Source organism: Desulfomicrobium salsuginis (genome assembly GCF_054657795.1).
Genome location: NZ_BAAHYA010000001.1, coordinates 645,109 through 669,920, shown reverse-complemented (window position 1 = coordinate 669,920; position 24,812 = coordinate 645,109). Strand labels below are relative to the sequence as shown.

Here is a 24,812-nt window from a genome sequence, read left to right as displayed (position 1 = left end):
CCCCGCTGGTTCAAGGACGGTCCAATCCACAGGGAGGACGACATGAACCAGGAAACACAGGAATTGCTCAACACCGGTCTGGCCCGCATGTTCAAGGGCGGGGTCATCATGGACGTGGTCGACCCGCAGCAGGCGCGCATCGCCGAGGAGGCCGGGGCCTGCGCGGTCATGGCCCTGGAACGCGTGCCGGCGGACATCCGCGCCGATGGCGGGGTGGCCCGCATGTCGGACCCGGGCATGATCCGCGGCATCATGGAGGCCGTGTCCATACCGGTCATGGCCAAGTGCCGCATCGGCCATTTCGTGGAGGCCCGCATCCTCGAAGCAGTGGGCGTGGACTTCATCGACGAGAGCGAGGTTCTGACCCCGGCCGACGAGGCCTTTCACATCGACAAGAAGGATTTCAGGACGCCCTTCGTATGCGGTTGCCGCGACCTGGGCGAGGCCCTGCGCCGCATCGCCGAGGGTGCGGCCATGATCCGCACCAAGGGCGAGGCCGGCACGGGTGACGTGGTCGAGGCCGTGCGCCACGCCCGCGCCGTGCGCGAAGGCGTCCTGCGGGCGCGGCACATGCCCGCGGAGGAACTGGTCGCCTTTGCCCGCGAAATCGGCGCGCCCCTGGATCTGGTCCGCCAGGTCAGGGATCTCGGGCGGCTGCCCGTGGTCAATTTCGCGGCCGGCGGCATCGCCACCCCGGCCGACGCGGCCCTGATGATGCAGCTCGGCATGGACGGTGTGTTCGTGGGGTCGGGCATCTTCAAGAGCGCTGACCCGGCGCGGCGCGCCCGGGCCATCGTCGAAGCCGTGACCCATTGCGACGACCCGCAGATCCTGGCCCGCATCAGCGAGAATCTGGGCGGAGCCATGTCCGGCGTCGCCGCGCGCACCCTTGAGGGCGAACGCAGGTTCGCGGGCCGGGGCTGGTGATGCGCATCGGGATTCTGGCCCTGCAGGGGGCCTTTGCCGAGCATCGGGAGACGCTCTCGCTCCTGGGCGTGCGGGCCGAACTGGTGCGCACGCCCGGCGGGCTCGAAGGGTTGGACGGCCTCATCCTGCCCGGCGGGGAGAGCACGAGCATGCGCCGCCTGGCCGCGTGGGGCGGTCTGGATGGGGCCCTGCGGGATTTCGGGTCGGTTCGCCCGGTCTGGGGCGTGTGCGCCGGGCTCATCCTGATGGCCCGGCGGGTGGAGGACGAGGAGCCCTTTGCAGGCCTCATGGACATGGCCGTGGCCCGCAACGCCTATGGTCGGCAGAATGAGAGCTTCGTGGCGGACCTGCGCCTGGAGCGCCTCGGCGGCGCACCGTTCCCCGGCGTATTCATCCGCGCGCCGCGCGTGACGGAGGCGAGTCCGGACGCGGAGGTCCTGGCCCGCCACGACGGCTGGCCCGTGGCCCTCGTGCAGGGATTTCTGCTGGCCACCTCCTTCCATCCGGAGTTGACGCCGGACCCTCGAATGCACGCATTCTTCCTGCAGCTTTGCGCTGCGCGGGCCGCGTTGCCGTAAAGGCGTGAAGTCTGTTATGGGTAGCCCACAGGAGGCACCCATGGACTTCACGCTGCCCGCATACCGCGAACCCGACTTTTCGGCCCCGGAACTCCGGGACGCCCCCGTGGCCCGCTTCGAGCCGGCCCCGGCCAATGGCGTGGCGCCGGCAAACTTCCACGCCACATCCATCTTTCCGGAATACATACATCTCTCGCCAGGCAACTGGTTCCTGCCGACGCATTCGCGCATGGACTGCGTCATGGTGCGCGAGGGCGAGGCCGTGGCCGTGCGCGAGTTCCGCAACCTGCGCCGGGGCGATGCAGTGGCCGTGGGGCGCGGGGAGAACGGCGAGGACGGCATTCTCGTGCACACCCGCGGGTTCGCAGGTCCGGACGAGGCCGCCGACAAGTTTTCCTTCCGCCGCAGCGTCAGTCGCGAGACCGCGTTTTCCGTGGACTACGACGAACTCTACGCCCTGCTGCGCCATGAGCGGGACCACGGCCGCATCGTCTGGGTCCTGGGCCCGGCCGCGGTCTTCGACTTTGATGCCCGCGAGGCCATGGTCGGGCTCATCCGCCGCGGCTTCGTGCATGCCGTCCTGGCGGGCAACGCCCTGGCCGTGCACGACCTCGAAGGGAGCATGTACGGTTCAGCCCTGGGTCAGGACATCTATTCCCGCCGGAGCCTGCGGTTGGGGCATTACAACCACCTCGACGCCATCAACGCCGTGCGGGGCATGGGCTCCATCGAAGGGGCCATCGCCGCCGGGCTCGTCACCGACGGCGTCATGCACGCCCTGCACGCCAAGGGAGTGCCCTACGTCCTGGCCGGTTCCATCCGCGACGACGGCCCCCTGCCCGAAACCATCGCCGGCGCCTACGAGGCCCAGGCCCGCATGCGCGCCGTGACCGCCGAGGCGACCACGGTCATCGCCCTGGCCACGCAGTTGCATTCCATCGCCACGGGCAACCTGACGCCGTCCTACGCCGTCTGGCAGGGACGCGTGCGGCCGATCTACTTCTATTGTGTGGACATGTCGGATTTCGTGACCACCAAGCTGGCCAACCGGGGTTCGCTGGGCGCGCGGGGGGTGCTGACCAACGTGCAGGACTTTCTGGTGACAGTGGACCGGGGACTGGGCGGCGAGAGGCGGAAGGGATAAGGAAGGCCGGCCGGGCCGGCCTTCCGTGCGGGAAAAGGGATCAGGCGCCGTCGGCGAACATCTTGCGGGGGTCGAAGCCCATGATGAAGGCTCCCCAGTGCTTGCCGTCCACGTAGATGGGCATGGACAGGTCGTTCAGGATCTCGCCCGTGTCACGCATGTAGGTCTGCAGGAGCAGCGGTTCGGTGTGGGAGCAGCGGCGCTGCTCGGTGCGGTTGTTCAGGTAGATGCGCTGGTGCCGGCTGTGGAGCAGGTCGCGGGCCGGGTCGCCGGTCATGGGCTGGGACACGGCGCCGTGGTGCACGGGCAGGTAGCCCTTGCGGTCGATGGCCAGGCAGTAGATCGTGCCCGGGATTTTCTTGACGTTCTCGTCCACCACGGACTGCATCTCCTTGACGAAGATTTCGCTGAAGGCCGTCAGGAACTTCTGGGGGTTGGTGTTCGGCACGGGCCTGTACTGGGTGTCGAAGACGTTGACCCCTCGGTCCTTCATGGCCTGGATGCGGGTCTGGTAGTCGTCGCGGAATTGCCTGGCCGTGGCGATGACGGCGTCGAACTTCCCCTCGCCGGTCTTGAAACGGGCCACGAGTTCGAGCATTTGCTCCGTGACCCCGTTCAGGGTGTCCACCGACGTGGCCGAGACGTTCATGTCCGCGGCGATCTCCTGGCTCAGGGCGTTGATGTTGTTGACCTTCTGCACGACGTCGCTGTTGTTGGTCGAGAGTTCCTCGATGGCTGCGGCGATCTTGATGAGCTGGTCGTTGGCCGTCTCGAAATCCCCGATCATGCGCTGGAAATTTTCCGTGGCCGCCGTGACCACGCTGTCCGTGTCGCGTGCGTAGTCCAGGATCTGGGCCGTCTCGGTCTGCGTGCGCTCGACGATCTTGATCATGGCCGAGATGTTGTTGGAGATCTCCTCCGTGGCCGGCTTGATGCGTCTCGACAGTTCGCGCACCTCCTCGGCCACCACGGCGAAGCCCTTGCCGTGCTCACCGGCCCGGGCCGCCTCGATGGTCGCGTTCAGGGACAGGAGGTTGGTCTGTTCCGAGATGCCGTTGATGATGGTCACGATGCTCAGGATGTTGGCCGAACTCTTGCCCAGGTCATCGACGGTGTTGCGGAAGGACTCGACGATGTCGTTGATCCTGTGGATCTTGTCCGTGACGTCCTGCAGTTCGGCGTGGGAGCTGTGGGCCGTGTTCAGGTTGCTGGTGGTCTTCTCGGCCACGTACTGGGTGTTCTGGGCGATCTCGGCGATGGCCGTGTTGGCCTCGTTGCTGGCCATGGCCACTTCTTCGGCGATGGCGCCCTGGCGGGACGTCTTGCTGCGGGTGTCGAACACGGACTTGGCCATGCGCGTGCTGTCCAGGGCGATGTCGATGCCCATCTTCCTGATGCGTTCGACCAGTTCCCGCACGCTGCCCAGGAAGGCGTTGTAGCAGGTGGAGATGTGCTGCAGGTCCGGGTTGTCCACGTCCTGCATGGTGCAGGACAGGTCGGCCTCCTGCCCCTGGAGATTCTGGAACACGGCGCCGATCTCGGCCACGCCCTTGGATGCCTCGCGCTGTAGCGCCTTCATGGCGAAGGCGCCGGCCGCGGCGGCCAGGATCAGCAGGACGACGAGGACGATGCGCGTGGCGGCGGGGAGGGAATCCCAGGCCGTCAGCAGCGCCCAGCCCACCCCCAGGGCGTTGAGGGCGACGAGGCCCGTGACGGCCGCGGCGATCTTGCCCCGCAGCGTGGAGAGAGCGCCTTTTCCGGAGGATGCGGAGGGGTCGGTCGTTTTCATGGGAGTCCCTTGGGTGAAAGTTGTATGACGAAACATAGACGAGCCCGAGGCAAAAGAGAATAGCCTCGGCCGTAAAAGTGTCAACTCCTCCCGTGCGGCGGATACAGTGGCCTTTCTATGGACAACGTCACGGCGATGCCGTTATCAGGTACCTCCAAACATCGGAGGTGCCCGTGAGCATACTGATCAGAAAGGTGCGCCTGAAAGGCGAGGTGGTGGACGTGCTCATCAAGGGGAGCCGCTTCGACTCCATCGGCACGGACGTCGACGCCGTGGCCGACGTGGTCATCGACGGCTCGGGCAAGGCGATCCTGCCGTCCTTCCACAACGCCCACACCCATGCGGCCATGACCCTGCTCCGCGGCTACGCCGACGACATGGAGCTGCACACCTGGCTGTCCGAACACATCTGGCCCTTCGAGGCCAGGCTGACCGAGGACGACATCTACTGGGGGGCCAAGCTTGCCTGCCTGGAGATGATCAAGTCCGGCACGACCTTTTTCGCCGACATGTACTGGCACTGGAAAGGCACGGCCCGGGCGGTGGAGGAGATGGGCATGCGCGCGGCCCTGTCAGCGGCCTTCTTCGATTTCGAGGACCAGGGCCGGGCCGAGGCCATGAAACGGCAGGTCATGGACCTGCACGAGGCCAGCTCGTCCTGCTCCGACCGCATCCGTTTCATCCTCGGCCCCCACGCAATCTACACCGTGTCCTCCGATTCCCTGCGCTGGCTCAGGGATTACGCCCTGGAGCACGGCCTGCTTATCCACACCCACCTTTCCGAAACGAGGAAGGAGGTGGAGGACTGCCTGGGCCGCTTCGGCAAGCGCCCTGTGGAGTACCTGCATGACCTGGGCCTGCTGGCCCCCAACCTGAGCCTGGCCCACGCCATCTGGGTCGATGACCGGGAGATGGCGCTGCTGGCCGAAAACGGTGTGCAGGTCGTGCATTGTCCCGTCTCGAACATGAAGCTCGCCTCGGGCCGGTTCGACTACGCCGCCATGCGCGCCCACGGCGTGGGCGTGGCCCTGGGCACCGACGGCTGCTCCTCCAACAACAACCTGGACATGGTCGAGGAGGCCAAGGTGGCGTCCCTGCTGGCCAAGGTCACGGCCATGGACCCGACGGTCTTTCCGGCCCAGGAGACCCTCGACGCGGCCACGGTGAACGGCGCGCGCATGTACGGCCTCGACGCCGGGCGCATCGCCACGGGCATGCTCGCGGACTGCATCCTCGTGGACCTGAACCATCTGCGCATGGTCCCGGGCCACAACCTCGTCTCCAACCTGATCTACGGCGCGGGCAGCGCCTGCGTGGACACGACCATCTGCAACGGCCGGGTGCTCATGCTCGGGGGCAGGGTCGAGGGCGAGGAGGAGATCCTGGAGCAGGTCCGCGCCAGCGTGGCCCGGCTGACCGGGCGGACGGCGCCCGAGGCGGACGCGTGCTGATCGTCTACACGGGCAACGGCAAGGGAAAGACCACGGCCTGCGTGGGGCAGGCCGTGCGGGCTCTGGGGCAGGGGTTGCGGGTGGCCTTCGGACAGTTCATGAAGAAGGACGGCCAGGCCGGGGAGCAGAAGATGCTCGCGGACCTGCTGGGTGAGCGCTTCCTGGCCTCTGGCGCCGGGTTTTTCCGCGACGCGGAGTTCCCCACGCACCGCCAAAAGGCCGAGGCCCTGCTGGCCTGGGCCGGGGAAATGCTCGACCGGGGCGTGGACATGCTCATCCTGGACGAGACCCTCTACGCCCTGAACCACGGGCTGCTGCTCGAAGGCGAGGTGCGCGGCCTCATCGAACGCTGCCGCGAGTTGGGTTGCCACCTGGTTCTCTCCGGCCGGGGCGCGCCCGACTGGGTCGCGGAGCTGGCCGACATTGTCTCCAGCGTGACCGAGGTCAAGCACATCTACGCCCAGGGCGGCAAGGCGCGGCGGGGAATCGAGTTCTAGCGCCCCTGTTCCCGCATCCCGGCCCACTCCTTCCTGATGACCTCCTGCCCGCAGTCCGGGCAGGCTCCCAGGCGCAGCCTGTTGCGCAACACGGTGAACCCGGACCGCTCGACCACGGTCTTGCCGCAGCCCGGGCAGACCGTGTTCTCCAGTCCCGACCCAGGGACGTTCCCGACGAAAATGTGGTGCAGTCCTTCGGCCCGGCCGATGTCCCAGGCCCGTTTCAGGGTGTCCAGGGGCGTGGGCCGGTGGTTCATCATGCGGTGGCAGGGGTGGAAGCGCGAGACGTGCCAGGGAACGTCCGCGCCCAGCTCCGTGCGCAGGAAGCGGGCAATGTCCCTCAGCTCCCCATCGGAATCGTTTTCATCGGGGATGACCAGCGTCGTGACCTCCAGGTGCCAGCCCAGCCGGCGTATGCGCGCGAGATTTTCGAGCACGGGCTTCAGGCGGGCGCCGCAGACGTCGCGGTAGAACTCGTCGCGGAAGGACTTGAGGTCGATGTTGGCGGCCTGGATGAACCCGTCCAGGGCGTCGAGGCACTCGGGGCTCTGGAAGCCGTTGCTGACCATGATGTTGGCCAGGCCTTCACGGCGGGCCAGGGTCGCGGTTTCGAGCATGAGTTCGAAGAAGACGGTCGGTTCGGAGTAGGTGTAGGCGATGGACGCCGCTCCGGACGAATGCGCCATGCGCACGATTTCTCGGGGCGAGACGGCTCGTCCCTCGATGGGAAGACCCTGGCGAGGCGGCTGGGAAAGGGTCCAGTTCTGGCAGAAGGCGCAATCCAGGTTGCAGCCCGGGGTGCCGAGGGACAGGGTCGTGCTGCCCGGCTGGAAGTGGAAGAGCGGCTTTTTCTCCACCGGGTCAAGGTTCAGGGCCGCGATTTTGTCGTAGGACAGGGAGACGAGTTGACCGCCGTCGTTTCTGCGCACGCCGCACTTTCCGGTTTCTCCCGCCTCGATGCGGCAGAAGTGGGAGCACAGCCGGCATTGCACCGTGTCATCCTTGAGCGGCCGCCAAAGCAGCGCAGGTGTCGTCATTTCCTTCCCCTCGTGTGGATTTCCGGGGCGATGATGAGCGGCCCCTGGTACTGTTGCGCGTCGGTGTTCCTGGGCTGCGGCGTGACCTGCATCAGGGTGCCGTTGTCGGGGTCTGATTCGATGCGCATGTTCCCGTCGCCTCCGTCGCTGCCGGCCCCTGGCCCGGTCTGCATGACCGTGTCCTCGCCTTCGCCGGAATGGATGACGATGTCCGAGGCCCATGCAGCCCCTGCGGCCCACGCGGCGCAGCAGACCAGGGCCATGACCAGCCTTGCCAAGGCCCTGGTTTTTGCTTTACTTGGACCAGTCACGAGTTTATGCAACGTGGCCTCCGGTGAAATTGATTTTCAATACGCATAGCTCGTCGAAGGCGAAGAAACAAGGAGATGTACATGTCCCAGCGAGACAAGGCCTACAAGGATGCAGGGGTTGATATCCAGGCGGGGAACACCTTCGTGTCCCGCATCAAGTCCCTTGTCGCATCGACCTACACCAAGGGCGTTGTCAACGATATCGGCGGGTTCGGAGGCCTTTTCAAGCCGTCCATGTCCATGTTCAACGACCCCGTGCTGGTGGCGTCCACCGACGGCGTCGGCACGAAGCTCAAGCTCGCCTTTCTTTTCGACCGGCATGACACCGTGGGTATCGACCTGGTGGCCATGAGCGTCAACGACATCATCGTCCAGGGCGCCAGGCCCCTCTTTTTCCTCGACTATTTCGCCACGGGCAAGCTCGATATCGACAAGGCCGAGGCCGTCATCAAGGGCATCGTCGACGGTTGCAAGGAGGCCCAGTGCGCGCTCATCGGCGGCGAGACGGCCGAGATGCCGGATTTCTACGCCGAGGGCGAGTACGACCTCTCGGGCTTCTGCGTGGGCATGGTCGACAACGACAAGGTCGTGGACGGATCGAGCATCGGCGTGGGCGACCTCATCATCGGCCTCGGCTCGTCGGGCGTCCATTCCAACGGCTATTCCCTGGTCCGCAAGCTCTACGCCCAGTCGGGTCTCGCTTCCGACGAGATCTTCCCCGGCACGGACAAGACCGTGGCCGAGGTGCTCCTGGCCCCGACGCGCATCTACGTGGAGGCCGTGCGCAACGTCATGCGCGACTGGGAAATCCATGGCATGGTCCACGTCACCGGCGGCGGATTCTACGACAACATCGTGCGCGTCCTGCCCAAGGGCGTGACGGCCCAGATCCGCTTCGGCTCCTGGAAGGTGCCCCCGGTTTTCGAGTGGCTGCGCTCCGAGGGCAAGCTGTCCTGGGAGGAGATGCTGCAGATCTTCAACACCGGCATCGGCTACATCATGATCGTGAAGAAGGACGTGGTCGTGGACGTGGTGCATCGCTTGGGCGCCCTGAAGCAGGATGCCTGGGTCATCGGCGAGATCGTCGAGCGTGTCGAGGGCGAGGAGCAGGTCCGCATCGACTTTCCCTCTCCCGCCGCCGACACCTGCGCATAGCGGCCGTTTCCGGCCTTTCTTTCAAGCGCTTGCCAAGGCCGCAGAACCCTGCGGCCTCTTTTTTTGCTCTTTTTCCAGGCCGATCAGCAGGCAGCACGTCAGGACGAGGATCATGCCCGCGGCGCTGACGGGGGTGACAGTCTCCCCGAAGGCGGCCACTCCGATGACGATGTTCGCCACCGGCGTGACCAGGGCGATGACGGATCCCTGGGACGCCGAGAGGGCCTTGTAGGAATAGGTCATGAGCAGCTGTCCGATGGCCGCGGTGACGCCGATGCCCAGCAGGATGAAGCCGCCGCGGATGCCGATGTCGGACGGAACGACGTTGGCCGGGATGAGCATGAGCCAGAAGCCGACCACGCACTGGGAGAAGAAGATGGCGTAGGAGGATTCCGTGGCGCGGAGCTTGCGCACGATGACGATGGCCAGGCCCGAGAGCATGCCGCCGGCCAGGGCCAGAAGTTCGTTCAGGCCGATGGCGGTCAGCAGGTCGTCGCCGCGGCCCGAGGAGGTCAGCGCGACGCCGAAAAAGGACAGGAGGATGAGGCCCCAGGTGCGCGGCGAAACGCGTTCGCCGAGCAGCAGGACGCCCCAGATGGCCGCGAAGACCGGGTAGGTGTAGCTCAGGAGCGTTCCCTTGCCCAGGCCGATGGCGTTGATGGACCAGAAAAAGAGGAAGACGGAGATTCCCCCGGTCAGGCCGCGGGCGAAAAGCAGGGCCGGGTTGTGGAAGTCGAGGCGGATGCGTCGGCCCATGGCCGCCGTGCCCAGCAGGGTCAGGCCGATGGCGAAGCGGAAGAGCGACGTCTTGAACGGGTCGATGCCCGGCGCCAGGTGGATGAGCGTCGAGGTGGCCGAAAAGAACAGCGTCGAGGCCAGCATGCTGAGAAGGCCCCGGGTCCGGTCGTTCATGGCTTACGTCCAGAGTACGGGTTCGCCGTCCCGCAGGAACGGGTTGAAATACCCGTAGTTGATCCAGGGGCAGGCCTTCTTGAGCCGCTTCATGAAATTGGCCAGGCCCATGCACGGTTCCGTCGGATCGCCAACGCAGCCCAGGTAGAGTTCCGGGTCGAGGCTCAGGTTGCGCATCTGGATATAGTCCGGCCTGGTGGCCGAGACGAGTTCGGTCAGGGCTTCCAGTTCGCTTTCCGTGTCGCTTACGCCGGGAAAGAACAGGTAGTTCAGGGACACGAACAGCCCGTGCTCCTTGGCCGTGGCGATGGTCCGCCGCACGTCGCCGAAGGCGTAGCCGTGGGGCCGGTAGTAGCTGTTGTAGACAGCCTCCCGCGCGCTGTTGAGGCTGACGCGGATGGAGTCGAGGCCGGCCTTGGCCAGACCGGGGATGGCTTCGGGCAGGCTCGCGTTGGTGTTCACGTTGACCGTGCCCTGTCCGTGCTGGGCGCGGAAGCGGCCGATGGCCTCGGCGATGAGGGCCGCCTCGGTCAGGGGCTCGCCCTCGCAGCCCTGGCCGAAGGACAGGACCGGGTTCTTGGCCCGCCGTGCGTGCAGGAGCATGACCTCCACGATCTCCTCGGGGGTGGGCGTGAAGTCGATGCGGTTCTGGGGCGAGGGGAAATCGGAGCCCGCCGGTTGGTGCGAGATGCAGCCGTAGCAGCGTGCGTTGCAGGCCCTGGCCGTGGGCAGGGGCCCCTCGTAGCGCCCCAGGGCCAGGTTCTTGGCCGCAGGGCAGCAGAAGGTCAGGGCGCAGCGGGCCAGGTGCTGGATGAGGCGGTTTTTCGGGTAGCGCCGGAGCAGGTCCTCGGCGCCCTTGGAAATTCTTTCGGGGGCCACGCCCGTGAAGACCTGGCGACGGTCCTTGTCGACCTGGGTGGCCGCGACCCAGAAGCGGTCGCGGGCAAACCCCACCGCGCCGTAGGCGAAAAGGGGCAGGTTCGGCGCGCCTTCGGATTTGAGATAGGCGGCTGTGGCCGAGAGGGTGTAGGACGGGCAGACGAAGGCGGCCACGGCCCGCTCTTCCAGGGCTTCGGCTTTGCCCGTGGCCGGGTCCAGGCCCAGGGCGCTTCGCCCGGGGAGGAGGTAGAGGTCGCTGCCCTCGGGCAGGGGGATGAGCTCGTCCGGGCGCGGCAGGGCCAGCTCCCGTCCCCTGCGCACGAGCATGAGCAGTTCCGGGTGGTCGTACACGCTGCCGTCCGCATCCGCGAACACCAGGACGGGTTGTATCTTTTTGCTGCTCATGCGGCGCTCCTTGAAAAAAAGAAGGCAGAGGTGCGCATGCACCTCTGCCCCGGAATGTTCGAAAACAAGAGGCGATTAACGCTTGGAGTACTGGAACCTGGCGCGGGCTGCGCGCTGACCGTACTTCTTTCTTTCCTTGACGCGGGAGTCGCGGGTCAGGAAGCCGGCGCGCTTCAGGACGCCGCGCATTTCCGGATCGAACTCCAGCAGGGCGCGGCTGATGCCGTGGCGCACGGCCTGGGCCTGTCCGGAAAGTCCGCCGCCGGTGACGCGGCAGGCGATGTTGAACTTTTCAATGGTCTTGGTCAGCTTGAGGGGCTGACGGATGATCATCTGCAGCGTGGCGCGGGGGAAGTAGTCGGCCAACTCGCGTCCGTTGACGGTGATGGTTCCGGTGCCCTTGTACAATCTGGTCCGGGAAACGGAAGTCTTTCTTTTGCCGGTACCGTAGAAGAAATCTTGGCTCATAATCCTCTCCATCCCTGCTTAGATGTCCAGCACTTCAGGCTGCTGGGCCTGGTGGGGGTGTTCCGTGCCGGAGTACACTTTCAGTTTCTTGATCAGCTGGTAGCCCAAGGCGCTCTTGGGGAGCATGCCGCGGACCGCCTTGTGGATGACCGTTTCGGGGCTTTTGCCCATCATTTCTTCCAGGGTGGTCTCCTTGAGACCGCCCACGTAGCCGGTGTGACGGTAGTACACCTTCTGGGTGGGCTTCTGCCCGGTCACTTTGATCTTGTCCGCGTTGATGACGATGATGAAATCGCCGTTATCCATGTGCGGGGCGAACTCGGCCTTGTGCTTTCCGCGGAGGCGGGTGGCTATTTCCGTCGCAAGACGGCCCAGGACCTTGTCCTTGGCGTCGACAAGGTACCATTTGTGGGTCAGTTCGCTTGCTTTGGGGCTGTAGGTCTTCATTTCTGTGGCTCCTGCCGGTAAAACCCGTGTCGTTGCGGGTGCTTTCAACCTTGAAATCGGTGGTAACGTGCACAAATGGTTGTGCTTTACCCCTCTAACCGCTACAACGTAACGAAACAATGCTTGTGGGATAAGGAACGAATCAGCTATCTGTCCTGGGCCCGCTTGTAAAGCATTTTTCGCAGGAATTCGAAGAAAATTTTTCACCCGCCGGGACGGTCCCGGCAACACCCGGAGGTCGATGGTGGCCAGCATACGCAAGGGCCTGCTTCAGCTCGTTTTTTCCGGAAGCTTCATGAAGCGCTGGAACGACAAGATGCGTCCCATGGAGCTTGTGGAGGTGGACAAGCAGGCCCACAAGATGATCGCGGCCTGGCTCCTGTTCGAGCTCAACTCCCAGGGCATGTCGCCCGAGGAGAAGTCGGCCCTGGGCGAGGACATCGTCCGCGGCGGCATCTTCGACTACCTCTACCGGCTGGTCATCACCGACATCAAGCCGCCCATCTTCTACCAGATCAAGGCCAACCCCGCCCATTACGAAAAGCTCACGGCCTGGGTCCTGAACGAACTCCAGCCCAGGGTCCAGCCCCTGGGCAAGGATTTCTGGGACGCCATGCGCACCCATTTCGAGCGCCAGGTGCGGCGCGACGAGAGCCTGGCCTCGCGCATCCTCGACGCGGCCCATCTCTTCGCCAGCCGCTGGGAGTTCCACCTCATCCGAGACCTGAACCAGTGGGACGAGGAGATGGACGAGATCGAGGAGAACTTCCGCCAGGGCCTTGAAGCCCACCTCGATCTGGCCGGCGTGCGCCAGCTCCTGGAAGGCCCCGGGACCAGGCTCGGCAAGTTCGCCTTCATGTGCGGCCGCCTGCGCTTCCAGAAGCGCTGGTCCCAGACCCCGCGCATCCCCGAGACGTCGGTCCTGGGGCACATGTTCATCGTGGCCTGCCTGGCCTATTTCTTCAGCATCGCCGTGGGCGCCTGTCCCGTGCGGCGGCACAACAATTTCTTTGCCGGCCTTTTTCACGACATCCCGGAACTCCTGACCCGTGACATCATCTCGCCGGTCAAGAGTTCCGTGCAGGGCATCGGCGACCTGATCCGCGAGTACGAGGGCAAGGAACTCGAGCAGCGCCTCTTTTCCATCCTGGACCGTTCGGTGTATACCGACCTCGTGGAGCGGCTCTCGTATTTCCTGGGCATCGAGGTCGGCTCCGAGTTCGAGGCCACCATCCTGCAGGACGGCGTGGCGCGCGTCGTCGGCTGGGAGCAGCTCCAGGGACAATACAACGAGGACCGCTTCTGCCCCAAGGACGGGCGCATGCTCAAGATCTGCGACCACCTCGCGGCCTTTCTCGAAGCCTACACCGCGCTGTCCAACGGCATAACCAACTCGCATCTGCAGCAGGCTTCATGGCGGATCAGGAACCTCTACCAGAACCAGTCCCTGACCGACGAGCTGCACATCGGGGCGCTGCTGGCCGATTTCGACTGAGGACACCACAGGGGCGGACCCTGTTTTTCGACATACTCAACACTGGAGTTCATCATGCTGGTTCGCAAAAGGGTCTGGGACATCATGCGTTCGGATTTCGCCATCGTGCGCGAGGACGCGAGTCTGTCCGAAGCCATCGGCGCCCTGCGGGACATCCGCGGCAGGCAGCCCGACGGCAGTTTCGTGCTGGTTTTTTCCAAGAGCGAGAAATTCCTGGGCATCCTGTCCATGTGGAATCTGATCCAAGGCATCGGACCGTGCCTGCTCAAGGGCTCGGTCCTGGACGGCAACGAGGTGGACTGGGACCGGGCCTTCTCCATCGCCTGCCGCAGCTGCGCCCAAGTCCGTATCACCGACTGTCTGCAGCACGATATCCCCATGCTCAAGCCCAACGATCCCCTGGCCAGGGTGCTCGAGGTCTTCCTCGACTACCGCCGCGGCCGGGCCGTGGTAGAGGAGGGCGGGCGCATCATCGGCGTGGTCTGTCTGGCCGACCTCTTCAAGGAGATCAGCGATTCGCTGATACCCTAGCGTGTCCGGTTGCGCAGGCTTCGTGTCGCGAAGCCTGCGCCACTTCGCGCCGGCCATGAGGCCGGGCGCAGTGCCCGAACGCCGTCCGCATGTCCAACCGGGAAGGGAGGCCTCTCCGATATGTCCGCAGCAAGATCGACCGTAGGACGCGCATCACTTCGTGGAAGACGGTTGTCGATCCCGGCCGCAGCCGTCTCGAATGCGGCCCGGCGTGGGCGCCTGGACGTCGAGACGGCTTCCCTGCGGAGCTCCCTGCGCGACGCGCGGGACCGTGAGGAGAAATTCCGCGTTCTCGTGGAGCATCAGACCGATCTCGTGGTCAAGGTCGACGCGCAGGGGCGCTTTCTGTACGTGAGTCCGTCCTATTGCCGCACCTTCGGCAAAGCCGAGTCCGAACTCCTCGGCACGGCCTTCATGCCCCTGGTCCACGAGGAAGACCTTCCCGCGACCCGGGAAGCCATGAAAAACCTCCTCATCCCTCCGCACCTGGCCTACATGGAGCAGCGGGCCATGACCGCCGCGGGCTGGCGCTGGTTCGCCTGGAACGATTCCGCGATCCTTGGCCCCGCCGGAAACATCGTCGAGATCATCGGCGTGGGCCGGGACATCACGGAACGCAAGGCTTCGGAAGAGCTGCTGCGCCAGAGCGAGGAGCGCTTCGCCAAGTCCTTCAACGCCAACCCCGCGCCTCTGATCCTCTCGGACATCGCCACCGGAACGTTTCTCGACGTCAACGAACGCTGGGTGGAGATGCTCGGCTACCCGCGCGAGGAGCAACTCGGCCGCACGTCCCGGGAGGTCGGCATCTGGGCCGACCCCGGTGAGCGGGACCGGGCCATAGCCGTGCTGCGCGAAAAAGGGTTTTTCAAGGACTTCGCCATCGAATTCCTGACTCGCTCGGGCGAGACGCGCTTCGCGCTGTGGTCGGCCGAAACCGTCAGCCTGCAGGGCCGGGACGTCATGCTCTCGCTGATCGTCGACATCACTGAACGCAAGCAGACTGAGGAGGCCCTCCGCCGCAGCGAGAAGCTCTACCGTTCGGTCATCGACAACATCCAGGACGTTTTCTACCGCACCGACGCGGCCGGGCGCCTGTGCATGGTCAGCCCTTCGGGCGCGCGTCTGCTGGGGTACGGCAGCGTCGAGGATATGCTCGGCAGACCCAACGAGGAGTTCTGGTTCGAGTCCCATCGTCGCGAGCAGTTTCTGGAGCTGATGCGGTCGCGCGGCCGGGTGACGGATTTCGAGGTGCACCTGAAGAGGGGGGACGGCACCCCCGTGCTGGTCGCCACCTCAAGCAATTTCTACCACGACGAGGCCGGGAACGTGCTCGGGGTCGAAGGCATCTTCCGCGACATCACCGACCGCAAACGCACCGAGGAGATGCTCCGCCAGTCCGAAGAGAAGTTTTCCCGCCTGTTCAAGCTCTCACCCGACGCCATATCCCTGTCGGAGCCGGAAAGCGGGGCTCTCGTGGATGTCAACGAGGCCTTCGTCTCCCTCTCGGGCTACTCCCGCGAGGAGCTTCTGGGCCGCACGACCCTGGAGCTCGGCCTGTTCGCGGACCCCGAAAGCCGGGCGGCCATGCTCGAGCGGCTGCTGCGGACCGGCCACGCGAGCAACGTCGAGATGGGTTGCCGCCGCAAGGACGGCACGTTGCTGCGCTGCAACATCTCCTGCCAGTTCATTCCCATCGGGCCCAAACGCTTCCTGCTGTCCGTGGTCCGAGACATGACCGAATTCAGCCGCATGCAGGAGATGATGATCCAGACAGAGAAGATGGTCTCCGTGGGTGGCATCGCCGCCGGCGTGGCTCACGAGATCAACAACCCCCTGGCCATCATCGTGCAGGCGGCTCAGAACATGGCCCTGCGGGTCAGGCCGGATTTCGCGAGGAACATCGAGAAGGCGGGCGAGTTGGGCGTCGACATGCAGGCCGTGTGGGCCTACCTGGAGGCCCGCGGCCTGCCGAACATGGTCCGGGACATCCAGGCGGCAGCCATGCGCGCGGCCAACATCATCCGCCACATGCTCGATTTCAGCCGTCTGAGCGAGTCCCGGCGGGAGCCCTGCGACATGGCGCTCATCGTGGACAAGGCCCTGGACCTGGCCGCAAACGATTACGATCTGAAGAAGACCTTCGATTTCCGGAAAATCCGGGTGATCAGGAGCTTCCCGGACAATCTCCCCCAGGTCGAGTGCTCCGAGATCGAGATCGAACAGGTCCTGCTGAACCTCCTGCGCAACGCGGCCCAGGCCATGGCCGATCCGCCGGCAGAGGACCCCTGCATCGAGATCCGCCTTGCCTGCGGCGACGGGGAGGTCCGCGTGGAGGTCGAGGACAAAGGCCCGGGGGTGCCCTATGAGGTGCAGCGCCGCGTCTTCGAGCCCTTCTTCACCACCAAGCCGCCGGGCATCGGCACGGGACTCGGACTTTCGGTGTCCTACTTCATCGTCACGCGCGGGCACGGCGGCAGGATGTGGCTTGATTCCGAGCCCGGCCGCGGTGCTGTTTTCGGCATCGGGCTGCCGGTTTCCGGCACCGGAAAGGCCAAGACCTCTGCGGCCTGACCCCCGTGAAGCATCCCTTCGCGGCCACGAGAAAAGCCCCCGGACCGGCACGCGGTCGCGGGGGCTTCTGTCTGGTTTGACCAGGACCTATGCCTTCTTCGTCGAGCGAACTTCCGGCCAGATCTCGTCGATGGCCTCCACGGTCTTGACCGTGATGCGCTTTCTGAGCTCCTTGGGAATCTCGTCCAGGTCGTGGGCGTTGCGGGCCGGGATGAGGACCTTGCTCACGCCGTGGCTGACCGCGGCCAGGATCTTCTCCTTGATGCCGCCAACGGGCATGACCCGGCCGCGCAGGGTGATCTCGCCCGTCATGGCCACGTCCGAGGCGATGGGCTCGTTGGTGATGGCCGACATGAGGGCCGTGACCAGGGTCACGCCGGCCGACGGGCCGTCCTTGGGCGTGGCGCCGGCCGGGACGTGGATGTGGATGTCGTGGGTGTCGAAGAAGTCCTCGCCGATGCCCAGGGTCGCGCTCTTGCTGCGGGCGTAGCTGAGCGCCGCCTGGGCGCTCTCCTTCATCACGTCGCCGAGCTTGCCCGTCAGGATGAGCTTGCCCTTGCCCGGCAGCAGGCTGCACTCGATGTGCAGGATCTCGCCGCCATACGGGGTCCAGGCCAGGCCCAGGGCCACGCCGGGGGGCATGGTGCTCTCGCGCTCCTCGTCCATGAATTTGGGCTGGCCAAGCAGCTTGACCAGGGACGCGTTCGTCACCCGGAAGGGGCCCTTCTTTCCTTCGGCCACCCTGCGGGCGTACTTGCGGCAGACGGAGCCGATCTCGCGCTCCAGGTTGCGCAGGCCCGCCTCGCGCGTGTAGCCCCGGATGATCTCGGCCAGTACGGCGTCGGAGATGACCAGGGTTTCGTCAGTGAGCCCGTTCTCCTTGATCTGGCGGGTCAGGAGGTAGCGCCTGGCGATGACAATCTTCTCCTGCTCCGTGTAGCCGGGGATGCGGATGACCTCCATGCGGTCCAGGAGGGCCGACGGGATGGTGTCCAGCATGTTGGCCGTGCAGATGAACATGACCTTGGACAGGTCGTAGGGCACGTTCAGGTAGTGGTCCGTGAAGGAGTTGTTCTGCTCCGGGTCCAGCACCTCCAGCAGCGCCGAGGACGGGTCGCCGCGGAAATCGCTGCCGAGCTTGTCGATCTCGTCGAGCATGATGACCGGGTTCACGGTCCCCGCGTCCTTCATGGACTGAATGATGCGTCCGGGCATGGCCCCGATGTAGGTCCGCCGGTGGCCGCGTATCTCTGCCTCGTCACGCATGCCGCCCAGGGACATGCGTACGAACTTGCGCCCCAGGGACCGGGCGATGGATTTGCCGAGCGACGTCTTGCCCACGCCGGGAGGGCCGACGAAGCACAGGATGGGGCCCTTCATGGTCGGGTTGAGTTTACGCACGCTCAGGTATTCGAGGATGCGCTCCTTGACCTTCTCCAGGTCGTAGTGGTCCTCGTGCAGGATTCTGGCCGCCTCCTTGATGTCGAGGCGGTCCTTGGAGGCCTTCTTCCAGGGCAGGTCGATGATCCAGTCGATGTAGGTGCGCAGGATGGTCGCCTCGGAGCTGTCCGGGTGCATGGACTCAAGGCGCGAGAGCTGCTTGTCGGCCTCCTTCTTGACCTTCTTGGGCAGCCCCAGGGCGTTGATGGTCTTCCGCAGTTCCTCCATCTCCTCGCCCTCGCCGCCCTTGTCGCCGAGTTCGCGTCGGATGGCCTTCAACTGCTCTCGCAGGAAGTATTCGCGCTGGGCCTTGTCCATGCCTTCCTTGGCCATGCTCTGGATCTTGGCCTGCATGGAGGCCACCTCGACCTCCTTGACCAGCTGGGAATTGACCAGGTTCAGGCGCTCGATGGGGTCGTGGCTCTCCAGGATGCGCTGGGCCTCGGAAGACTTCATGCGCAGGTTGGAGGCCACCAGGTCGGCCAGACGGCCGTGTTCGTTCACGGCGTTGAGCACGTTCATGATCTCGGCCGCATCGATGCCGCGCAGGGTCAGGATCTTCTCGCTCTGCTCCTTGACCGAACGCAGCAGCGCCTCCTCTTCGGGGCCGGGGTTCTCGACCACGAGTTCGTCGATGGTCTCGATGCGGACCTTGTCATAGGGGTCGTGCTGCTCGAATTCGAGGATGCGCGCGCGGGTCAGGCCCTGCACCAGGACCTTGAGCCGGCCATCGGGCATCTTGAGCATGCGCATGATCATGGCCACGGTGCCTGTGCGGTAAAGGTCGTCGGGGGTGGGGTCGTCGACGCTCTCGTCCTTCTGGGTGCTGATGAAGATGTAGCGGCTGCCGTTCAGGGCCGCGTCCACGGCCTGCACGCTCTTTTCCCGCCCCACGAAGAGGGGCAGGATCATGTAATTGAAGACGACGATGTCGCGCACCGCCAGCAGGGGCATCACGGTCGGGATCTCCGCCTCCTGGACTGCGCTTTCGGCGCTGGCTGTATCGGAATTTTCGCCCTGAATTTCTTCATTTTCGGGGGAAAAGGTTTTTTCGTCGCTCACTGTGGTCTCCTCGTGGGGTTGTAATCGCGAAATTTCGGCCGCGAAAAAAGGAATTCAGTCAAGTATAAGGCCAATCGATCCTCAGGCAAGCGGAAAAATGGGATTTTGGCCCCTTGAGACCAAAAAAATCAGATCAGGCCGAGGGCGCGGAAGCTGGAACAGCTGCGGCCGGTGACGATGATGTGGTCCAGCAGGCGCAAGCCCAGGTCCGAGGCCAGCCGGCCTACGGTTTCGGTCAGGGTGCGGTCCTGGCGGGACGGGGTCGGGTCGCCGCCGGGGTGGTTGTGGACGAGGATGAGGCCGCTGGCGTGGTGGCGCAGGGCCAGTTCGAGGATTTCTCGCGGGTAGGCCGCGGTTTGGTCTACAGTGCCCTGGAAGACGCGTTCGAAGCGGATGAGGCGGTTCTGGTTGTCCACGAGGATGACCCAGAACTCCTCCTTGGTCAGGTGCCCCAGGCGCGAGCAGACCATGTCGCGGACCTGCTCGGGCGAGGAGAATTTCTCCCTGGCGGCCAGGGGGCGGCAGGCCGCGCGTGCGCCGCATTCGCGCAGGGTGCGCCAGAGGGAGGCCGCGGCCTCGCCCAGTCCGGGCACTTCGGCCAGGCGGTCCGGGTCGGCCTGCAGGGCGTCAGCCAGGGACCCGAAGCGCGAGATCATGTCCTTGGCGATGGGCTTGGTGTCCCTGCGGGGCAGGGCGTGGGTCAGGAGGAGTTCGAGGAGTTCATAGTCGGACAGGGCCCGCGGGTCTGCGGCCAGGCGTTCGCGCAGGCGCTGGCGGTGGCCGTGGTAGTGGGCCGGCGCTTCCCTCACCACAGGCGCGCCGCGTCCTTGACGAGGTTTTCCATGACCTGGGCCGGTTTGAGGCGTCCGGTCTTGATGTCTGTGTCGGCCTTCAGGACCAGGTCCCAGAAGCGGCTGATGCGCACGGGCCCGAGGCGTTTGGCCAGGTTGGCCTTTTCGGCCTTGAGGCTCGGGTAGAGCTGCACCTTGGCGTCCTCGCCGTGCAGGAGCTGCCAGAGCATGCGAGCCTCGCGCAGCATGAGGGATGACACGGGGAAGACCATGTCGCCGCTGGCCATGGCCGGGTCGTTCATGAGCCGGTCCCAGGCCTGGCGCCGGCCCTGCGGGCTCTGCAGGGAGCGCAGGAAGGAGAAGAGGTCGAAGGGGTCTTCGGAGCCGAGGACCGTCAGGTGTTCGGGCTGGATGGTCTTTGCGCCACCGGCCAGGAGAAGGATTTTTTCCAGTTCGTTGCGCAGGGCGATGGTCGCCAGGGGCAGGGACTCGGCCAGGGCCTTTTTCACGCCCGGCGCGAAGGCCAGGCCGTGCCGGGCCGCGAAGCGGTCCAGTTCCTGGCCGATGTTCGAGCGGGTCAGGCCGGGGTGCTCCCAGATCCAGCCGCGCTTCTGGGCCGCGGCCCAGTACTTGCCCTTGGTCACGGCCTTGGCCGTTTTGGGCTTGCCCTTGTCCCACTCGGCTTCGAGGCAGAAGATGGGCCAGACCGAGGGCCTGGCCATGGCCAGCAGCGGTTCGATCCGGCCCCAGAACTCGTCGGGCTGTTCCTGGGCGCGGCGCAGGATCACGGCGTTGGGCGGCCCCATCATGGAGGGCACCGTCAGCGTCTGCCAGTAGCGGTCGGTCGGGTCCTCGTCACCCCAGAAGACCCGGGCCGCGAAGCCCTTGCCTTCGAGAAGCTCGTCCACCCGGTCCCGGATCAGCTCCGGGTCCGCGCAGACGAGGAAGGAGAACCCTTGCCTGTCCATGGCCCGGTCAGAACTTCTGGCTCAGCCTGTCGGCCACCGTGCGCACGGCCAGGTCGATGGCGCCCTGGGTGGCGTCCTTCTTGCCGCCTGAGCCGCGATAGGATTCCGAGGCCACCACCGGCCCGGAGGTCCAGATGAGGGCGCTGGTCTTCGTGCTGAAGAAGCTGACCTCCATCTGGATGGTGACTCGGGACTTGAAGGTCACGTCGTCGCGGCCCTTGACCGCGTCGGAGGTGCTGTACGAGCGCACGTCGACGTTGACCGTGGCCTCGGCCTCTTCCCGGTCGACCCAGGTCACGTTGCCTCGTCTGGTCAGTTCGTCCCGCAGGCTGCCTCTGAGCATGGGTTCGATCCAGGTTTCCGTGGTCGGGTTGGTGACTTTGGCCAGGAAGAGGCGCGTGCTGTCCTTGGGCAGGTCGATGGGCGCGTTGGCCGTGAGCTGGTACCCGCAGGCGGGCAGCAACAGGACGACGCCAAGAAGCAGCAGGAAGACCCTACCGGACCACGACATTGACCAGCTTGCCGGGGATGACGATGACTTTGACAATGTTCTTTCCCTCGATGTGACGTGCCACGTTTTGATCGTTCAGGGCCTGGGCCTGGATGTCCTCGGAGGAAGCTTCGGCCGCCACGCTGATCTGCCCGCGCAGCTTGCCGTTGACCTGCACGACCACGGTCACCTCGCTCGTTTTCAACGCCTCGGGGTCGTGGGTCGGCCAGGGCTCCAGGGCCAGGGTCCGGGTGTAGCCCAGCCGCGCCCACAGCTCCTCGCAGATGTGCGGGGCGATGGGCGAGAGGGCCACCAGCAGGGAGGAGATGGCCGAGGACAGGAGCCTGGGGCCGTTTGCGCCGCCGCGCACCTCGTCCTTGGTCGCGTACAGGGTGTTGACCAGCTCCATCATGGCCGCGATGGCCGTGTTGAACTGGAACTTGTTCTCCATGTCGCGCTCCACGCGGCGCACGGTATCGTGCTCCTTGCGGCGCAGTTCGGCCTCGGCCTCGGTCAGGGCCCCGTCCACGGCCGCGCAGGGGCCCACGGGCGAGAGGACGTCCTCAAGCTCGTCCACCAGGCGCCACAGGCGGCTCAGGAAGCGGCTCGAACCCTCGATGCCCTTGTCGTTCCACTCCAGGTCCTTCTCGGGCGGGGCGGCGAAGAGGCAAAAGAGGCGCACGGTGTCGGCGCCGTACTTGGAGATCATCTCGTCGGGGTCCACCACGTTGCCCTTGGACTTGGACATCTTGGAGCCGCCGAGGAGCACCATGCCCTGGGTCAGGAGGTTCTTGAAGGGCTCGTCATGGTTCAGGTAGCCCTCGTCGCGCAGGGCCTTGACGAAGAAGCGCGAGTACAGGAGGTGCAGGATGGCGTGCTCGATGCCGCCGATGTACTGGTCCACGGGCATCCAGTAGTCCACGTCGCGCGGGTCGAAGGCAGCGTCGTCCTTGCGGGCCGAAAGGTAGCGGGCGAAATACCAGGACGACTCGACGAAGGTGTCCATGGTGTCGGTCTCGCGGCGCGCGGCCTGTCCGCACTTGGGGCAGGTCACGTTGACGAAGCTCTCGCATGCGGGCAGCGGCGAGCGGCCGTCCGGGTTGACCTTGACGTCCAGGGGCAGCTCCACGGGCAGGTCCTGCACGGGCACGGGCACGATGCCGCAGGCGTCGCAGTAGATGACCGGTATGGGTGCGCCCCAGTAGCGCTGGCGGGAGATGTTCCAGTCGCGCAGGCGGTAGTTGACCGTGGGCTTGCCCAGGCCGTCCGTCGCCAGGTGGTCGATGATGGCCTGCTTGGCGGCCTCGCTGTCCATGCCGTCAAACTTTCCGGAGTTGGCCATGACGCCGGGCTCGGTGTAGGCCTCCGTCATGGACGAAAGCTCCAGGTTCCCCTCGCGGGGCATGATGACGATCTGCATGGGCAGGTCGTACTTGGTGGCGAATTCGAAATCGCGCTGATCGTGGGCCGGGACGGCCATGACCGCGCCGGTGCCGTAGCCCATGAGCACGAAGTTGGCCACGTAGACGGGCATCTCGCGGCCCGTGACGGGGTTCACGCAGTAGCGGCCCGTGAACACGCCTTCCTTTTCCAGGTCTTCGGCCGTGCGCACGATGCGGTCCATCTTGGAGATGCGCTCGACGAAGCTGCGCACCTCGGCCTCCTGCCCCGTGCCGGGGATGAGTTTTTCCACCAGCGGATGCTCGGGGGCCAGGCTCATGAAGGTCGCGCCGAAAAGGGTGTCGGGGCGGGTGGTGAAGACGGTGATGTCTTCGTCCAGATCCTTGACCTTGAAGGAAATCTCGGCGCCGACGCTCTTGCCGATCCAGTTGCGCTGCATGGTCAGGACGCGCTCGGGCCAGCCGTCGGTCAGGGTGTCCAGGGCCTGGAGGAGCTCTTCGGCGTAGTCGGTGATGCGCAGGAACCACTGGGACAGCTCCTTCTGCTGCACCTCGGAGTCGCAGCGCCAGCACAGGCCTTCCTCGACCTGCTCGTTGGCCAGGACCGTGTGGCAGCTCGGGCACCAGTTGACCGGGGCCTTCTTGCGGTAGGCCAGGCCCTTTTCCAGAAATTTGAGGAAGAACTCCTGCTCGAAGCGGTAGTACTTCGGGTGGCAGGTGGCGATTTCACGTTCCCAATCGTACGAATAGCCCAGGCGCTTCAACTGGGAGCGCATGTAGGCGATGTTCTCGTAGGTCCACTTGGCCGGGTGCGTGTTGTTCTTGATGGCCGCGTTCTCGGCGGGCAGGCCGAAGGCGTCCCAGCCCATGGGGTGGAACACGTCGAAGCCCTGCATGCGCTTGTAGCGGGCCACCACGTCGCCGATGGAGTAGTTGCGCACGTGCCCCATGTGGATGCGTCCCGAAGGGTAGGGGAACATCTCCAAGACGTAGTACTTCCTGCCGTCGCGGGTCTCGCTGGTCCGGAAACAGGCCTGGTCCTCCCAGGCCTTCTGCCATTTTTCCTCGATGTCCTTGAAATCGTAGTGCCTCATGCTGTCCTCAGGATGTCGTGTGTCCGGACTGTATTATTCGCTGTCCCGCTCGGCGTCCTTGGCCGCGGCGTCCAGGACGCCGTTGACGAAGGTCTTGGAGTTGTCGTCCCCGAAGTCCTTGGCCAGCTCGATGGCCTCGTTCATGGCCACCTTGAAGGGGATGTCGGGGCAGAAAAGCATCTCGAAGAGCGAGAGTCGCAGGATGGTCAGCTCGACCTTGGCGATGCGGTTCAGCTTCCAGTGCTGGGAATGCCTGGTGATGATCTCGTCGATGGCCGCGCGGTTGTCGAAAACCCCCTGCACCAGGGTCCAGGCGTAGGAGTCCTCGCGGGTGATGTCGAACTCTTCCTCGGCCCAGAAGTTCTCGAAGGAGCGGACGAGTTGCTCCTTGCTCATGGCCGTGGCGAAGTTCAGCGAATAGATGACCTGAAAGGCGAAGCGGCGTTGATGCCGTCTGTTGTGCGTCACGTGAATCCCCGGCCTCTCTAGAGCTGCTGCAGCACGCGCAGGGTTTCCAGGGCCGCGGCCGCGGCCTCGACGCCCTTGTTGCCGCCCTTGCTGCCGGCGCGCTCGATGGACTGCTCCAGGGTGTCCGTGGTCAGCAGGCCGAAGCCGATGGGCACGCCCGTCTCCATGGACACGTGGGCGATGCCCTTGGTGGCCTCGTTGCAGACGAAGTCGAAGTGCGGGGTCGCGCCGCGGATGACCGCTCCCACGCAGACGATGGCGTCGGCCTTGCCGCTTTTGGCCACCTTCTGGGCCACCAGCGGCATCTCGAAGGCGCCGGGCACGCGGATGATGGTCAGGTCTTCGCGGGCCGCGCCGTGGCGGACCAGGTAGTCGACGGCGCCGCCGATGAGGCGGTCCACGATGAAGTCGTTGAAGCGGCTGGCGATGATCGTGATCTTGAGGTCCTGGGCCTGCAGCTGGCCCTCGATGGTCTTGATGTGCAGCATGGCGTCTCCTTGTG

23 protein-coding genes are annotated in these 24,812 nt (G+C 65.3%); 9 read left to right on the top strand and 14 right to left on the bottom strand.

The window, feature by feature from the left end:
- Positions 1-42: 42 nt before the first annotated feature.
- The 3 genes from pdxS to ACYQ3G_RS02945 are packed head-to-tail and all read left to right on the top strand — an operon-like array spanning position 43 to position 2,649.
- A complete protein-coding gene (pdxS, locus tag ACYQ3G_RS02955) occupies positions 43-927 on the top strand; it encodes a pyridoxal 5'-phosphate synthase lyase subunit PdxS (RefSeq protein WP_459822221.1) in 885 nt (294 codons plus the stop codon).
- Entirely contained in the window at positions 927-1,505 is a 579-nt protein-coding gene (gene pdxT / locus ACYQ3G_RS02950; protein ID WP_459822219.1) for a pyridoxal 5'-phosphate synthase glutaminase subunit PdxT, read from the top strand. The genes pdxS and pdxT overlap by 1 nt, the downstream gene beginning before the upstream one ends.
- A 40-nt stretch (positions 1,506-1,545) precedes the next feature.
- Entirely contained in the window at positions 1,546-2,649 is a 1,104-nt protein-coding gene (locus ACYQ3G_RS02945; RefSeq protein ID WP_459822217.1) for a putative NPN-dependent ornithine cyclodeaminase, read from the top strand.
- A 40-nt stretch (positions 2,650-2,689) separates the two neighbouring features.
- Here ACYQ3G_RS02945 and ACYQ3G_RS02940 read toward each other — a convergent pair whose 3' ends face one another.
- Complete coding sequence (locus tag ACYQ3G_RS02940; RefSeq protein ID WP_459822215.1) at positions 2,690-4,438, bottom strand: methyl-accepting chemotaxis protein; 1,749 nt, start codon at positions 4,436-4,438, stop codon at positions 2,690-2,692.
- A 173-nt stretch (positions 4,439-4,611) separates the two neighbouring features.
- Between ACYQ3G_RS02940 and ACYQ3G_RS02935 the strand changes: the two genes are divergently transcribed.
- Both ACYQ3G_RS02935 and ACYQ3G_RS02930 read left to right on the top strand, forming a co-directional pair.
- The gene (locus ACYQ3G_RS02935; RefSeq protein ID WP_459822213.1) at positions 4,612-5,889 is read left to right on the top strand and encodes an amidohydrolase; all 1,278 of its coding nucleotides are present in this window, start codon (positions 4,612-4,614) and stop codon (positions 5,887-5,889) included.
- Positions 5,883-6,386 carry a cob(I)yrinic acid a,c-diamide adenosyltransferase gene (locus ACYQ3G_RS02930; RefSeq protein ID WP_459822211.1) on the top strand — a complete coding sequence of 168 codons (504 nt, stop codon included), beginning with the start codon at positions 5,883-5,885 and terminating at the stop codon, positions 6,384-6,386. The genes ACYQ3G_RS02935 and ACYQ3G_RS02930 overlap by 7 nt, the downstream gene beginning before the upstream one ends.
- Here ACYQ3G_RS02930 and amrS read toward each other — a convergent pair.
- On the bottom strand, positions 6,383-7,423 hold the full coding sequence (gene amrS, locus ACYQ3G_RS02925) for an AmmeMemoRadiSam system radical SAM enzyme (RefSeq protein WP_459822209.1): 1,041 nt from the start codon (positions 7,421-7,423) through the stop codon (positions 6,383-6,385). The genes ACYQ3G_RS02930 and amrS overlap by 4 nt on opposite strands.
- Complete coding sequence (locus tag ACYQ3G_RS02920; RefSeq protein WP_459822207.1) at positions 7,420-7,746, bottom strand: hypothetical protein; 327 nt, start codon at positions 7,744-7,746, stop codon at positions 7,420-7,422. The genes amrS and ACYQ3G_RS02920 overlap by 4 nt, the downstream gene beginning before the upstream one ends.
- 69 nt (positions 7,747-7,815) lie before the next feature.
- On the opposite strand from ACYQ3G_RS02920, the gene purM reads away from it, so the two are divergent.
- Positions 7,816-8,889: a phosphoribosylformylglycinamidine cyclo-ligase gene (gene purM, locus ACYQ3G_RS02915; protein WP_459822205.1), complete on the top strand. Its 1,074-nt coding sequence runs from the start codon at positions 7,816-7,818 to the stop codon at positions 8,887-8,889.
- A gap of 21 nt (positions 8,890-8,910) precedes the next feature.
- On the opposite strand, the gene ACYQ3G_RS02910 is transcribed toward purM, so the two are convergent.
- The 4 genes from ACYQ3G_RS02910 to rplM form a co-directional block, all read right to left on the bottom strand.
- Entirely contained in the window at positions 8,911-9,801 is an 891-nt protein-coding gene (locus tag ACYQ3G_RS02910) for a DMT family transporter (protein WP_459822203.1), read from the bottom strand.
- Positions 9,802-9,804: 3 nt separating this feature from the next.
- Entirely contained in the window at positions 9,805-11,085 is a 1,281-nt protein-coding gene (locus ACYQ3G_RS02905) for a radical SAM family protein (protein ID WP_459822201.1), read from the bottom strand.
- Positions 11,086-11,160: 75 nt separating this feature from the next.
- Positions 11,161-11,553 (bottom strand): 30S ribosomal protein S9, encoded by a 393-nt coding sequence (rpsI, locus tag ACYQ3G_RS02900; protein WP_028577143.1) that lies wholly within the window; start codon positions 11,551-11,553, stop codon positions 11,161-11,163.
- Between the two features lie 18 nt (positions 11,554-11,571).
- The gene (gene rplM / locus ACYQ3G_RS02895) at positions 11,572-12,000 is read right to left on the bottom strand and encodes a 50S ribosomal protein L13 (RefSeq protein ID WP_028577142.1); all 429 of its coding nucleotides are present in this window, start codon (positions 11,998-12,000) and stop codon (positions 11,572-11,574) included.
- A 244-nt stretch (positions 12,001-12,244) separates the two neighbouring features.
- Here rplM and ACYQ3G_RS02890 point away from each other — a divergent pair, with 244 nt between their 5' ends.
- The 3 genes from ACYQ3G_RS02890 (at position 12,245) to ACYQ3G_RS02880 (ending at position 16,597) form a co-directional block, all read left to right on the top strand.
- A complete protein-coding gene (locus tag ACYQ3G_RS02890; RefSeq protein WP_459822198.1) occupies positions 12,245-13,495 on the top strand; it encodes an HD domain-containing protein in 1,251 nt (416 codons plus the stop codon).
- Between the two features lie 54 nt (positions 13,496-13,549).
- Positions 13,550-14,026, top strand: coding sequence for a CBS domain-containing protein (locus ACYQ3G_RS02885; RefSeq protein WP_459822196.1), 477 nt, complete (start codon positions 13,550-13,552; stop codon positions 14,024-14,026).
- Between the two features lie 171 nt (positions 14,027-14,197).
- Positions 14,198-16,597: a PAS domain-containing sensor histidine kinase gene (locus tag ACYQ3G_RS02880; protein ID WP_459822194.1), complete on the top strand. Its 2,400-nt coding sequence runs from the start codon at positions 14,198-14,200 to the stop codon at positions 16,595-16,597.
- Positions 16,598-16,684: 87 nt separating this feature from the next.
- Here the strand turns inward: ACYQ3G_RS02880 and lon are convergent, their stop codons facing one another.
- The 7 genes from lon to ribH form a co-directional block, all read right to left on the bottom strand.
- Positions 16,685-19,060, bottom strand: coding sequence for an endopeptidase La (gene lon / locus ACYQ3G_RS02875; protein ID WP_459824161.1), 2,376 nt, complete (start codon positions 19,058-19,060; stop codon positions 16,685-16,687).
- A 167-nt stretch (positions 19,061-19,227) separates the two neighbouring features.
- Entirely contained in the window at positions 19,228-19,908 is a 681-nt protein-coding gene (gene radC, locus ACYQ3G_RS02870; protein ID WP_459824159.1) for a RadC family protein, read from the bottom strand.
- Positions 19,905-20,858: a DNA polymerase III subunit delta gene (locus ACYQ3G_RS02865; protein ID WP_459822192.1), complete on the bottom strand. Its 954-nt coding sequence runs from the start codon at positions 20,856-20,858 to the stop codon at positions 19,905-19,907. The genes radC and ACYQ3G_RS02865 overlap by 4 nt, the downstream gene beginning before the upstream one ends.
- 7 nt (positions 20,859-20,865) lie before the next feature.
- Positions 20,866-21,369 (bottom strand): LPS assembly lipoprotein LptE, encoded by a 504-nt coding sequence (gene lptE, locus ACYQ3G_RS02860; RefSeq protein ID WP_459822190.1) that lies wholly within the window; start codon positions 21,367-21,369, stop codon positions 20,866-20,868.
- On the bottom strand, positions 21,353-23,842 hold the full coding sequence (gene leuS, locus ACYQ3G_RS02855; protein ID WP_459822188.1) for a leucine--tRNA ligase: 2,490 nt from the start codon (positions 23,840-23,842) through the stop codon (positions 21,353-21,355). The genes lptE and leuS overlap by 17 nt, the downstream gene beginning before the upstream one ends.
- A gap of 33 nt (positions 23,843-23,875) precedes the next feature.
- The gene (nusB, locus tag ACYQ3G_RS02850) at positions 23,876-24,310 is read right to left on the bottom strand and encodes a transcription antitermination factor NusB (RefSeq protein WP_459822186.1); all 435 of its coding nucleotides are present in this window, start codon (positions 24,308-24,310) and stop codon (positions 23,876-23,878) included.
- Between the two features lie 17 nt (positions 24,311-24,327).
- Positions 24,328-24,798, bottom strand: a complete 471-nt coding sequence (ribH, locus tag ACYQ3G_RS02845) for a 6,7-dimethyl-8-ribityllumazine synthase (protein ID WP_459822184.1) — start codon at positions 24,796-24,798, stop codon at positions 24,328-24,330.
- Positions 24,799-24,812: the final 14 nt, after the last annotated feature.

Excerpts from the sequence above, each read along its gene's own strand:
- pdxS (WP_459822221.1), top strand. The coding sequence starts at position 43 with ATGAACCAGGAAACACAGGAATTGCTCAACACCGGTCTGGCCCGCATG.
- pdxT (WP_459822219.1), top strand. The coding sequence starts at position 927 with ATGCGCATCGGGATTCTGGCCCTGCAGGGGGCCTTTGCCGAGCATCGG.
- ACYQ3G_RS02945 (WP_459822217.1), top strand. The coding sequence starts at position 1,546 with ATGGACTTCACGCTGCCCGCATACCGCGAACCCGACTTTTCGGCCCCG.
- ACYQ3G_RS02940 (WP_459822215.1), bottom strand. The coding sequence starts at position 4,438 with ATGAAAACGACCGACCCCTCCGCATCCTCCGGAAAAGGCGCTCTCTCC.
- amrS (WP_459822209.1), bottom strand. The coding sequence starts at position 7,423 with ATGACGACACCTGCGCTGCTTTGGCGGCCGCTCAAGGATGACACGGTG.
- purM (WP_459822205.1), top strand. The coding sequence starts at position 7,816 with ATGTCCCAGCGAGACAAGGCCTACAAGGATGCAGGGGTTGATATCCAG.
- ACYQ3G_RS02910 (WP_459822203.1), bottom strand. The coding sequence starts at position 9,801 with ATGAACGACCGGACCCGGGGCCTTCTCAGCATGCTGGCCTCGACGCTG.
- ACYQ3G_RS02905 (WP_459822201.1), bottom strand. The coding sequence starts at position 11,085 with ATGAGCAGCAAAAAGATACAACCCGTCCTGGTGTTCGCGGATGCGGAC.
- rpsI (WP_028577143.1), bottom strand. The coding sequence starts at position 11,553 with ATGAGCCAAGATTTCTTCTACGGTACCGGCAAAAGAAAGACTTCCGTT.
- rplM (WP_028577142.1), bottom strand. The coding sequence starts at position 12,000 with ATGAAGACCTACAGCCCCAAAGCAAGCGAACTGACCCACAAATGGTAC.
- ACYQ3G_RS02885 (WP_459822196.1), top strand. The coding sequence starts at position 13,550 with ATGCTGGTTCGCAAAAGGGTCTGGGACATCATGCGTTCGGATTTCGCC.
- ACYQ3G_RS02865 (WP_459822192.1), bottom strand. The coding sequence starts at position 20,858 with ATGGACAGGCAAGGGTTCTCCTTCCTCGTCTGCGCGGACCCGGAGCTG.
- lptE (WP_459822190.1), bottom strand. The coding sequence starts at position 21,369 with ATGTCGTGGTCCGGTAGGGTCTTCCTGCTGCTTCTTGGCGTCGTCCTG.
- leuS (WP_459822188.1), bottom strand. The coding sequence starts at position 23,842 with ATGAGGCACTACGATTTCAAGGACATCGAGGAAAAATGGCAGAAGGCC.
- ribH (WP_459822184.1), bottom strand. The coding sequence starts at position 24,798 with ATGCTGCACATCAAGACCATCGAGGGCCAGCTGCAGGCCCAGGACCTC.